General features: G+C 65.7%; 8 protein-coding genes. 5 read left to right on the top strand and 3 right to left on the bottom strand.

The features are described 5' to 3' along the window. Nucleotides 1-426: 426 nt before the first annotated feature. Complete coding sequence (locus WS75_RS06540; protein ID WP_059679756.1) at nt 427-2,283, top strand: alpha/beta hydrolase; 1,857 nt, start codon at nt 427-429, stop codon at nt 2,281-2,283. Between the two features lie 152 nt (nt 2,284-2,435). On the opposite strand, the gene WS75_RS06535 is transcribed toward WS75_RS06540, so the two are convergent. Next, nucleotides 2,436-2,855 carry a hypothetical protein gene (locus WS75_RS06535; protein WP_059679683.1) on the bottom strand — a complete coding sequence of 140 codons (420 nt, stop codon included), beginning with the start codon at nt 2,853-2,855 and terminating at the stop codon, nt 2,436-2,438. Between the two features lie 127 nt (nt 2,856-2,982). On the opposite strand from WS75_RS06535, the gene WS75_RS06530 reads away from it, so the two are divergent. The 4 genes from WS75_RS06530 to WS75_RS06515 all read left to right on the top strand — a co-directional run bounded on the left by WS75_RS06530 (nt 2,983) and on the right by WS75_RS06515 (nt 9,198). Continuing rightward, on the top strand, nt 2,983-4,209 hold the full coding sequence (locus tag WS75_RS06530; RefSeq protein ID WP_059679682.1) for a polysaccharide biosynthesis/export family protein: 1,227 nt from the start codon (nt 2,983-2,985) through the stop codon (nt 4,207-4,209). Nucleotides 4,210-4,267: 58 nt separating this feature from the next. After that, nucleotides 4,268-6,541: a polysaccharide biosynthesis tyrosine autokinase gene (locus WS75_RS06525; protein ID WP_059679681.1), complete on the top strand. Its 2,274-nt coding sequence runs from the start codon at nt 4,268-4,270 to the stop codon at nt 6,539-6,541. Continuing rightward, on the top strand, nt 6,538-7,941 hold the full coding sequence (locus tag WS75_RS06520; protein WP_059679680.1) for an oligosaccharide repeat unit polymerase: 1,404 nt from the start codon (nt 6,538-6,540) through the stop codon (nt 7,939-7,941). Before WS75_RS06525 ends, WS75_RS06520 begins: the two co-directional genes overlap by 4 nt. Nucleotides 7,942-8,028: 87 nt before the next feature. Then, nucleotides 8,029-9,198 (top strand): acyltransferase family protein, encoded by a 1,170-nt coding sequence (locus WS75_RS06515; RefSeq protein WP_059679679.1) that lies wholly within the window; start codon nt 8,029-8,031, stop codon nt 9,196-9,198. Nucleotides 9,199-9,338: 140 nt separating this feature from the next. Here WS75_RS06515 and WS75_RS06510 read toward each other — a convergent pair whose 3' ends face one another. Both WS75_RS06510 and WS75_RS06505 read right to left on the bottom strand, forming a co-directional pair. Continuing rightward, nucleotides 9,339-10,418: a glycosyltransferase family 4 protein gene (locus tag WS75_RS06510; RefSeq protein WP_059679678.1), complete on the bottom strand. Its 1,080-nt coding sequence runs from the start codon at nt 10,416-10,418 to the stop codon at nt 9,339-9,341. 26 nt (nt 10,419-10,444) lie between these two features. Beyond that, nucleotides 10,445-11,593 (bottom strand): glycosyltransferase, encoded by a 1,149-nt coding sequence (locus WS75_RS06505; protein WP_059679755.1) that lies wholly within the window; start codon nt 11,591-11,593, stop codon nt 10,445-10,447. Nucleotides 11,594-11,605 lie beyond the last annotated feature (12 nt).

Below are 11,605 nucleotides of genomic sequence, written 5' to 3'. Positions count from 1 at the left end.
TATGGCGGCCATGATACGGGCCGAGCGGGACGACTGTGTTCGCGAGCGTACCTTTCGAGGATTCGGTATGCATGTGCGGCGCGAATCGCGACAGCGCGGGCCTGGTTGTATCGCTGCAGTGATGAATACATTTGTAAGCTGGCGCACCGAAGAACGCTCGGGCCGAGTGCTCTAATCGAACGACTTTTTGGTTCGCGGCGGAAAGGCTTGACGACGACTCAGGCCGGCAACCTGCCGTCCCCGGCAGCGGGACCAGGACAACGCATCGCGAAGGTCGAACACGTCGCGCAGGGGCGCGGCGAAGGTCCGTTGCCAGAAGGCCGTGCTTTGCAGCGCAGTCACATGATCGTGGAGTGGCCGATTCCGGTGGAGCCGCCGGAACGCGCGTCCGCGTCCGATAACAAATACCGATCCGAGGAGTACCAATTGAAGCCGATAACGTTCGGCAGCTGCGTGGGGTGGCTGCACGAAGGACAGACGAAACAAGGCGTGATCCTGTGCGAATCGCTCGGTCACGAGGCTTCGTGGACGCACAAGCTCATGCGGGCGATTGCTGAGCGGCTGGCCCGCGAGGGTGTCACGGTATTGCGATTCAGCTATCCGTGCACCGGCGACTCGGCGGGCGACGATCGCGACGCCGGTCGGTATGCCGCGAGCATCGCGAGCATTCACGATGCGATCGACCTGCTGCGCGATCAGGCCGGCGTCACCGCGCTGACGCTCGTCGGGATTCGCGCGGGCGCGCTGTTCGCGATGCTTGCCGCCGCGGGTGTCGGCCCGCGCCCGGCGCCGCGCGTCGACGCGGTGGTGGCGCTGGCACCGGTGGTGCGCGGCCGCGCCTATCTGCGCGAGCTGTCGTTCGTGCATCGCCAGTGGCTCGATACCACGTCGCCCGCAATCCGCGTCGCGCATCGCGACGAACCGTGCATGAACGTGCTCGGGCATCGCTTTCCCGCCGATTTCGTCGAGGCGCTGAAGGCGGTCGATCTGTGCGACGTCGTGCGCGACGCGCCGACGTTGCCCGGCGCGATGTTGCTGATCCAGCCCGATCAGGGCGACGGGCCGGCATTACGTGAAGCGTTGCTCGAGCGCGGCGTGGACGTGGCGAGCGATCCGTTCCGCGAATGGCCGACGACGATGCAGGACGGCACGCGCTCGCGCTTGCCGCTCGCGGCGATCGACACGCTCGCGAACTGGATCGCCGAACGCGCGCCGGGTATGCCGACTGGCGTCGAGACCCCGTCGCGAGCGGATCCGGCGTGGAATGGCGAATCGGCCGTCGCGCTCGACCTGCACGACATGACCGAGCAGGTCGTCGCGGTCGGTCCGGACCGGCTGGTCGGCGTGTTGTGCCGTCCCGCCGACACGCGGCCGGCGAATCCGGTGGGTCCGGCTGTCGTGATCGCGAACACGTCGACGAATCCGCGCAGCGGCGAAGGGCGCTTTAGCGTGCGCCTCGCGCGCACGCTGGCACGCGCCGGCGTGACGACGCTGCGGATCGACGTACATGGCGTCGGCGATAGCGGGCCCGCTGCGCTGGACGATCAGTCGGGCGTCGTGTATTCGGCGCAGTCGAGCGACGACGTTGCCGCTGCCGCGGACTGGCTGCGCGCCCTCGGTCATCCGGAGGTCGCCGCGGCCGGCATTTGTTCCGGCGCCTATGCCGCGCTGCATGCGGCCGTGAAGACGCCGTCGCTCGGCGGCGTGATCGCGATCAATCTTGCCCGCTTCGTGTGGCCGGCCGGGCTCTCGCTCGAGGCGGTGCAGAAGCAGCGGAACAACTCGGTGCGCGGTTACTGGCTGTCGGTGCGCGACTGGCAGAAGTGGAAGCGTCTGCTGCGGGAACGGCGCGACCTTCGGCCGATCGTACGGGCAGTGGCCGCGAATGCGATCGCGCGGGTCAGCGTGCCGGCGAAGGAACTCGCCGCGCGCGTCGGCTGGAAGCCGGGCATCGGCACGCCACGCGGCGTGATGCACGCGCTTGCGCAGCGCAACGTATGGACGACGCTGGTGTATGGCGCGCTCGATCCCGGCATCGACGACGTCCGGCGTCACTTCGGCGCAATCGAGTGCGCGTTCCGCCGCTCGCGTCACGTGCGTCTGCACCTCGAGCCGCAGGTCGACCATGCGGTGTACGGCGCGGTGGGCACGGACATCGTGATCGACCTGTGCATGCAGGCGCTGGGCCGCGACTCGGCCCGGCCGGTCGCGCGCGTCGCCGATCCGGCCGCACCCGAAGCCGCCGCGCGATCGTACGCGAGCGTGTCGGTCGGCCGGTCGTGATGCGTGCCGCGTTGGGCGCGTCGGGGTGCGATTCCCGTTACATATGAAGATCGGCGTTCGGTGGGGTCCCTCACAGACGCGCCGTTCACCGTGGTGTCCAATCCCGTATCGGGCATCGCCGGTCACGCCGCGGCATGACCGGCCGGGATGCGTCAGTCCGGATCGCCCGGTTGCTCATAGGGCGACTTCGCATAGGGCGACTCGTACAACCTGTCGCTGCGCCATACGTCGGCGGCGGGTGCACTGACCACTTGCGGGCGATGCGGCCGCCCTGGCACGAGCGGCCGGCGCAGCATGCCACGGGCGCGCGTGTCGGGCTGGACGGCGGCGCTGGCGTCGGGACGCCCGAAGGCGGACGTCGCGGCCCCGGAGGCGGTTGCAGCGGGATCGGCGGCGTCGCTTGTCGCGGCGGCTTGCGCCGAACGTTGCAGCGGTGCCGGCGGAAGCACCGCCGACGATGCGAACACCGGCGCATCGGCCGGGACGGCGGCCAACGTCTGCGCATTGACGGCGCAGGCAATGCCGGCCGAGACGATGCAGACGAGTAACGAAAGCGACGAAGAGCAGTTCATGACGAATCGTACGGAATGACGTGCGGTGTAGAGGGAGGCGCGGCACTGCGATGCGAGCCGCGCCGGCAAGCGTAATGCCGGAATTCGCCGCGTTCGGCGGGTTACCACACAGTTTTGGAAGGGCACGATGTCAATCACCACGCAACCCGAATCGACGCCGGGGACGCCGCGGCCGGGCATGGCCGGCACCCGTCGCGCACCGTGGCTGTCGCGCATGGCGATCGTGGCGGCCGCGTGCGCGCTGAGCGCATGTGTGCTGTCGCCGGGCATGACGTATCGGGCGCCTGCCGACCGCGACGCGAACGCGCGCGTGAGCGCCGATGCGTCGGGCGCGGGCGGCCTCGACGGCGTGCAGAACGTGTCGAGCGAGGAGCTGATCGAAATCACGCCGGCATTCGTCGCGCAACAGCATGCGGGGCAGCGCGTCAATGTCGACGCGGAAATCCGTCAGCTGTTCGGCAAGCCGACGCCGTACGCGATCGGCCCCGGCGACGTGCTCGGCATCGTCGTGTGGGACCACCCCGAATTGAACCTGCCGACGACGCAGACGACGGGCGGCGGCGACGGTGTCGGTGCCAGTTCGGTTGCGACCGGCTACACGGTCGACGCCAACGGCAACGTGCAGTTCGCGTATGCGGGCCTCGTGCACGTGGCGGGGTTGACCGAGGCGCAGGCGCGCGCGCTGCTGACGAAGCGGCTCGGCGAATACGTGCGCAAGCCGCAGATCGCGCTGCGCGTGCAGACCTATCGCAGCAAGCGTGTCTATCTCGATGGCGAGGTGCGCGCGCCGGGCCTGCAGATCGTCAACGACATGCCGATGACGCTGCCCGAGGCGATCGACCGCGCGGGCGGCTTCACCCCGACGGCCGACCGTTCGCAGGTCTCGGTCACGCGCGGCGACAAGACCGTGAACGTGAGCCTGCCGGCGCTGATCGCCGCGGGCGTCAACCCGTCGAACATCCTGCTGCGCGACGGCGATCTCGTGCGCGTGCGCGCGGCGAGCGACGCGAAGGTGTTCGTGCTCGGCGAAGTGTCGCGGCCCGCGACGCTGACGCTGACCGACGGCCGGATGAGCCTCGGCGAAGCACTCGGCGACACGGGCGGCGCGAGCCAGTACACGTCGGACGCGCGCCAGGTGTTCGTCGTGCGTCGCGGCCCGGACAACCGTCCGCGCGTGTACCACCTCGACGGCAGTTCGCCCGCGTCGTTCGCGCTGGCCGACCAGTTTCCGCTCGAGCGTCGCGACGTCGTGTTCGTCGATGCGTCGCCGCTGGTGCGCTGGAGCCGCGTCGTCAACCTGCTGATTCCGTCGTCCGCGCAGGGAGCGCTGACGGCCAAGGCGATTTCGCCGTGACACTCGTGACCCATTTCGTCATCGCGACCGCGCGTCGCGCCTACGGGACTGATGCCGTATGACTTTTTCGACCCTGCCCGACCCGCACAGCCGGCTCGTCCTGCGGCCGTCCTATCCAGTGCGCCGCTACTGGGGCATGCTCTACGGCGGCCGGCGCCTGATCCTGTGTACAGCGCTCGCGGGTGCGTTCATCGGCGCCGTGTATGCGCTGTGTGCGGCCCCCGTCTACCGGACCGACATCCTGTTCCAGGTCGAGCAAAGCCCGACTGACTCGAAATCGACGTCGCCGACCGGCGATCCGTCGTCGGTGTTCGACCTGAAGACGGACGCGTCGACCGAGATCGAAGTGCTGAAATCCCGCGCGGTGCTCGATCGCGCGATCGACAGCACCAATCTGGCCGTCGACGCACGGCCGCACTATCTGCCGCTGATCGGCTGGCGGTTCGTGAACGCGGCCGACGGGGTGTCGTCGCCGTTGCCGGGCGGCTACGTGTACGGCGCCGAGCGCATCGACGTGCCGACCTTCGACGTGCCCAAGCGCCTGCTCGGCAAGCGGTTCGCACTGACCGTCGGTGACGACGGCGCCTACACGCTGCAACGGACCGGCTGGTTCGGCCGAACCGGCCCGGCATGGCAGGGGCGCATCGGGCAGCCGCTGCATGTCGAGACGGCGCAGGGGCCACTCGACATCTTCGTTCGCGGCGTGGCCGGCAAGCCCGGCGCACGCTTCGACCTGACGCGCTACAGCGACGAGGAGGCGACGGCCTGGCTGCAGAAGAACGCGCTGATCTCGGAGCGCGGCAAGCAGTCGAACATGGTCGGCGTGACGCTCGACGGCACCGATCCCGTGCACGAGAGCCGTGTGCTGAACGCGATCGGCGACGCGTACCTCGCGCAGAACACGCAGCGCAAGTCCGAGGCGGCCGACAAGCTGATCCGCTTCATGGACGCACAGTTGCCGCAGCTCAAGGCGCAGCTCGAAAAGGCCGAAAGCCGCTTCAACGCATTCCGGGCCTCGCACGGGACGGTCAATACGAGCGACGAGGCGCTGGCGTTGCGCCAGCAGTCGGTCGACATCGAGACGCGCGTGCAGACGCTGCAGCAGCGGCGCGAGGAATTGCTGACGCGCTTCATGCCGAAGCATCCGGCCGTGGTGGCCGTCGATGCCCAGCTCTCCGACGCGCAGCGTTCGCTCGACACGACCCGCAAGCAGATTCAGCAACTGCCTGCCGTCGAACAGGGCGTGCTGCAACTGCAGCGCGATGTGGCCGTCGACACGGCGCTGTACACGAACCTGCTCAATACGCGCCAGCAGATGATCCTCGCGCGGGCCAGCAAGACCGGCACCGTGCGGATCGTCGATACGGCGAAGGTCGCCGAGCAGCCGATCGGGCCGCATCGCGGGGTCGCCATGATCGCCCTGTTGCTGGTGGGCCTGCTGGCAGGCGCGGCGATCGTGGTCGTCCGGCAGCGGATCGTCGGCACGATCGGCGATGCCGAGGAAATCGAATGGACGACGGGGCTGCCCGTGTTCGCGACCGTGCCGCACAGCCCGGTCGCGGCGCAAGCGGAGTTGCGCCCGAAGGCCGCACGGCGCGGCGCGCGCGCGCCGGTTCCGCCGGTTGCCGCGCAGGACGCGGCGCTCGAAAGCCTGCGCAATTTCCGCGCGGCGCTGCAACTGTCGATGCCGGACGCGTCGAATCCCGTCGTGCTGATCTCCGGGCCGACGACGGGTGTCGGCAAGTCGTTCGTCGCCGCGAATATCGCGTCGCTCGTCGGCGCGGCGAAGCGCCGCGTCCTGCTGATCGATGCCGACCTGCGCAAGGGATCGCTGCACGAGCGGTTCCGCTACAGCCGCGCACCGGGCCTGTCCGACGTGGTGGCAGGCACCCACAGTCTCGACGAGGCGATCAAGCGCGGCGTCGTGCCGGGTCTCGATTTCATCGCGATGGGGAGCGTCGTGCCCGATCCGGGCGAACTGCTGCTGCAGCCCGCGCTCGCCGAACTGATCGAGCAGCTCGCATCGCGCTACGACATGGTCGTGATCGACGGCCCGCCGTTGCTGCCGGTGGCCGATGCGCTGGTGCTCGGCCGCCTCGCGGGAACCGTGTTCCTCGTCGCGCGCAGTGGTGTGACTACGCTCGCAGAACTGGACGAAAGCGCGCGACGGCTCGAACACGCGCATATCGACGTGCGCGGTGTGGTCCTGAACGATTACAAGGGCGCGCCGGGACGGTACGACTACGGCTATACGGATACGAACACGCATCAGGCCGCGTCTGGATATGCGGGGGTGATCGCGCCGCGGCAACGGGTGGAACGGGTGTCATGAACCGGCGAGCGGGCGGCGCAGGAGGCGGGCCGCGACAGGGCCCCGCGACGATGCGCAGGATGGCGCGCGTGCGCGATGCCGCGGGCGGTTACACGGGCTATTGGTGGGAAGATCCGGCACGCCTCGTGCTGATGTTCATCCTGCCGTTGTACGGATTGCTGTCGCTCAGCCTGCTGGGAGACCAGAAGTCGATCGCGCGGATCTACTTCGACGGCTTCTATGCGTTCGTCGGCGCGCTGTTCCTGATGGTGGTGATGGCAGCAGCATGGCTCGCGACGACCGAAGCGCGGACGCGGCGAGGGCCGCCGCCTGCCACCGTCGAACTGTCGCCTCGCGTGCTCGATTTCGTGTTCGCGCTTGCGCTGTTCGGCTATGCCTTGCTGCTGAGCGGCGTCGTTACGCATCCTGCACTGCTGATCGCGTTCGTCCGGGGTGAGGCGAATGCATACGACATGCTTGATCTGAAAGGGCGCATCACGGGCCTCAGCACGTTCACGCAGGCGACCGCACCGTATGTCGTCCTGTATTTCTATCTGTTCAGGAAACCTGTAAAGGGGCTGAATCGCTACAAGATCTACTTCGCCGTGCTCGCGGTGCTGACACTGCTGCGCAGCTTCATCTTCGCCGAGCGGCTCGCGCTGATCGAGATGGTGATGCCGCTTGCGCTCATGGTCGTGCGATTCCGGCTCGGCGGCAGGTATTCGCGGCTGTTGACGTTCGGCCCGTATGCGGCGATCCCGCTGCTGTTCGGGCTGTTCATCGCGAACGAGTACAACCGGTCGTGGGAAGCGTATTACGTCAACATCTACGACAACCTGTTCGATTTCGCGCTCGAACGTCTCGGCCTGTATTACTCGACGTCGTTGAACAACGGCGCGGGAATACTGAGTGTGCTGGGCTGGGACCAGGGCCACCCGATGTTCACGTTCGACTGGTTGCTGCGCTTCCCCGTCATCGGCGCGACGTTGCAGCCGTGGCTCGACTCGGGAGACAGCATCAACCTGTTCCTGAACGGCTACGCCGATCCGGAGTTCAATAATCCGTCGGGGATTTTCGTTCACTTCTACGAGTGGGGCTGGTTCGGCTTGCTCGACGCACTCGTACTCGGCTGGGTGGTCGGTCGCAGTTATGCGGGCTGGCGGAGCGGGAACGGGTTCTGGTGCTGCGCACACGCGGTGCTGTTCGTATCGGTCATGGAAATCATGCGGACCCCGAACCTGTTCAGCGGACGGAATTTCGTGCCGGTCGTACTGCTGATCGCCGTATTCCACTGGTTCGCCAAGGCTCGGGCACGCGCTGCGCCCGATACCGCCTGCACCGGATCCGATGGAGATGGAAGCGGGCGCGCTATGGCGCGCGAGCATCGCGCCGCGGACATCGATCCAGTGTTGTCGCGATAACAGCAAGGGTCGTGCGGTACGGGGCATGCGACCACTTCGTAGATTGCCGGGTCCCAAAACCAATATTTCCCGGAGCCACCACTTTTCATGGCTATTCAAAAGCAGCAGTTTGAAATTCTGGACGGGTTGCGCGGCATTGCGGCAATCAGCGTGATGTTCATGCATTTCCTTCAGGATCTGCCGATTCCGATACTGCAGAGCGCGTATCTTTCGGTAGACGTTTTTTTCATGCTGAGTGGCTTCATCCTGACGCACGCTTACGGCGAAAGATTGCGTCAGGAGTCGTGGTGGGGCGAGTATTTGAAGCGACGAGTGATACGCCTGTATCCGATGATATGCATCGGGCTCACGATCGGGCTGGTGAGCCTCGTCGTCATGCGTATCCACTCGTCGGCGGCGTTTTCGTTGGGTAATCTGGCGGCTGCTTCCGGGCAGAACTATTTTCTCGTTCCGTATCTCGGTCGTTTCTCTGTGTCGGGCTTCGTCGGCGCGGCGAATCACGGCCTGCCGGCAGTCGATGACCCAGGGGTGTTTCCTCTGAATCCGCCTGCATGGTCGCTGTTCTTCGAGCTGTTCGCGAGTGTCGTCCTGATCGCGGCGTTCAGGATGAATGCGCAGAATCTGCTGCGCCTGGCGTATGCGTGTCTCGGCGCTTTCGTCGTGTATGGGTGGCTCGTGGGCCTCGACAACGACAAGCTGGCCGTCATCCTGAATCAGGGTTGGTCGGCCGATAACTTCATCGGCGGATTCTTCAGGGTCGGCTACGGGTTCCTGCTGGGCGTTGCGATCGGGAAGATGCACGACGCCAGTCTCCCGGTCAGGCCGCACTGGTTTGTCGCCGGGTACATCAGGAACGACTACATGCTGTTTGTCGCTTTCCTGCTGATGGTCGTGTTTCCGACGTCGATCAAGGGAATTTACGCGCTTGCCGTGCTGTTGTTCATCGCGCCTGCGCTGGTTTATCGGGGCGCCATGCTGGCTCCGAGCGGCAAGGTGATTGCACGTATCAGTGCGTTCCTCGGCTGGATCTCGTACCCGCTCTATTGCGTGCATTACCCGATCGGAAGGCTGGTGTTCGCGTATGCGCCGCATGGCGACATCCACGTGGTCAGGACGGCGATTCTTGCTGCGTGCGTTTCGATCGTCGCCGCTGCCGTCCTCGCGAAATTCGTCGAGGAGCCGATCAGGTCGTATCTCGGCAAGCGCCTGTTCGGTAATCGACGGGCCGCGGCCGGCAGCACGGCCAACGTCGCGTAGCTGCGCCAATTTGCCGAGCATGCGGGCCGCTGTTGGCGCGACTGCGTGAAACTGCGCCTCTCGGCCGGGGCGCCGGGCAGCGCATGAGGGCAGGGCGTGTCGATCGGTTCCTTTCCCGATGACCACACGCCGCGATCGCCCTACAGTGACTCGAAGATCTCCTTCATCATCTCGGCGCTCCGGCTCCAGCGATATTTCTCCGCGTGCAGGCTTCCTTTACGTTTGAGCTCGGCCCTGAGCGCAGCGGAATCGAGCAGGCTCCGCAACTTCTGCGCGATATCGTCCTGCGAATACGGATCGCAGTACAGCGCCGCATCGGCACAGACTTCCGGCAGTGCGGCCGATTTACCGACAACCGCCGGACAGCCGTATCGCATCGCCTCGAGCGGCGGTATGCCGAAGCCTTCGTAGATCGACGGGTAAAGGAAGCACGCCGCGTTCTGGTACAGCGCCTTCAGTTGCTCGTCGCTGATGTAGCCCATGTACTTGATGTTCGGTTCGGCTGCCGAGAGGTGATCCTGCTTGCCGAACACGGTGGTGTTTTGCATGCCGACGATGACGAGATCGACGGACGGATCGTTGATCTGCCGGAACGCCGCGATCAGCCGCCCGAAGTTCTTGGTGGGGTTCATGCTGCTGACCGCGAGCACGAACCGGTCCGGCGTCAGCGCGTGCTTGTCGAGCACGCTCGTGTCCGGTTCCAGGGCATCGAGATGATCGGCACCAAGTGGCACGACGCTGATCTTCTCCGCGGAAACGCCGCAGTGATACGCGAGGCGATCCCGCGAGAAACGGGAGTTGGTCAGCACGCAAACGGAGGTTCGCGCGAGGATCCAGAACATGATCCGGTACCACATGCGAAACGGCCGGGAGAAATGCGCGGGCGTGTCGAATACCGCCGCGTCGTGCATGTAGATGATCTGGTTGCCGATGAAAATGGATGCGGAATTGCTGAGATTGACGATGCGGCCGCGGCGCGCGAATAACGGGAGAACGAGTTGCTCCCAGACCACGCCCTTGTAAAACCCCACCTTGACCGTCTTCGCGCCGCTTATTTCGACGCCGGGCTGCGGAGGCACCAGCACGGTCACCGGCTCCTGCGGCTGAAACTTGATCAGTGCGGCGATCAGTTCGCGCGCGACGCGTTGCACGCCGGTTGTTTTCTGCGTCGTGAATCGTCCGTTGTATACGAATTGCTTCGATTTCTTGAAAGCGGTCATGTCGATAAGGGGTGTCGAAATCGGAATCAGGCTTTGACGTGATCCGGTACAACCGGCTTGAAGTCGCGTGTGTCGACACGCGGCTCGTTGGTGTCGAGTCCGTAAAGGCCGTGCCACTGACGGAAGATCGCGTTCATCGAAAATCGCTGAATCGCCCGCTGCCGGGCAGCCGCACCCATTTCCTCGCGAAGCTGCCGGTCGTCGCGGAGCAGGCGCAGATACGCGGTCATCTCGTCGGCGTTCGACGCGACGTAGCCGGTCACGCCGTGAATCACCACGTCGCGATTGCCCACGACGTCCGTCACCACGGCCGGTATGCCGGCGACCTGCGCTTCGATCAGCGCGACCGGCATGCCTTCCCAGCGGGACGTCTGGACATAGATGTCCAGTTCCGATGTCAGTGCGAGCGCACGAGCGCGAGTTACCCAGCCGCTGCAGACGACGGCGCGGCGCTGGCCGGGATCCGGAATCTCGGCGGCGTCGCCGCCGATCCAGAGAAACTCGACGTCCGCGCCATGCAGCGCGTCGGCGAGGCGCACGAATGCCTCATGATTCTTCTGGAACGACGCCCGACCGCTCATCCCGATGACGACCTTGTGATCGTCGCGCGTTCGACGCGGCGGAATCTCCGCCACGTTCACGCCGTTTTCCACCAGAACCGCCGACTTCGCCCGCACCTTTCCCCTGATCTCGGCGAGTTCGCTGCCCGAGCACGCGACGATGGTTCCGCCGATATGCGCCGCGATGCGTTCGAAGCTCAGGTAGGCGTACTGCTTCATGCGCGATACGTCGCGGCGCAGGAACGAGAGTCCGTGCGGCGAGTAGAGGACCCTCGCATCCGGGGCCGCGATCCGCGCGGCGATTCGGCCGAGGACGCCGGCCTTCGACGAGTGCAGATGAATCGCGGTCGGCTTGCAGTCGCGCAAATTGCGGACCAGCGAACGCAAGCTCCGCAGGTCCTGTTTAATGCTCACTTCGCGCGCCATGTCGACGTATGTGAGCTTCACGTCGGGAAGGAATAGCGTTGAAAAATCGATCGGGGTTTCCGGTCGGATCGAATGCAGCACCGTCACGTCGACGCCGGTTGCCGCAGCATGGTTCGCGAGATGGGTCAGCATCGACAGCACGCCGCCACCAAATGCCTCGGCAATATGAACAATCTTTTCTTTGGTCATCTTCGGGTCTAG

It is taken from the genome of Burkholderia sp. FL-7-2-10-S1-D7, from assembly GCF_001524185.1.
GTDB classification, from domain to species: domain Bacteria; phylum Pseudomonadota; class Gammaproteobacteria; order Burkholderiales; family Burkholderiaceae; genus Burkholderia; species Burkholderia diffusa.
The sequence above is the reverse complement of the archived record's forward strand: the minus strand, read 5'-3'. Positions and strand labels throughout refer to the sequence as shown.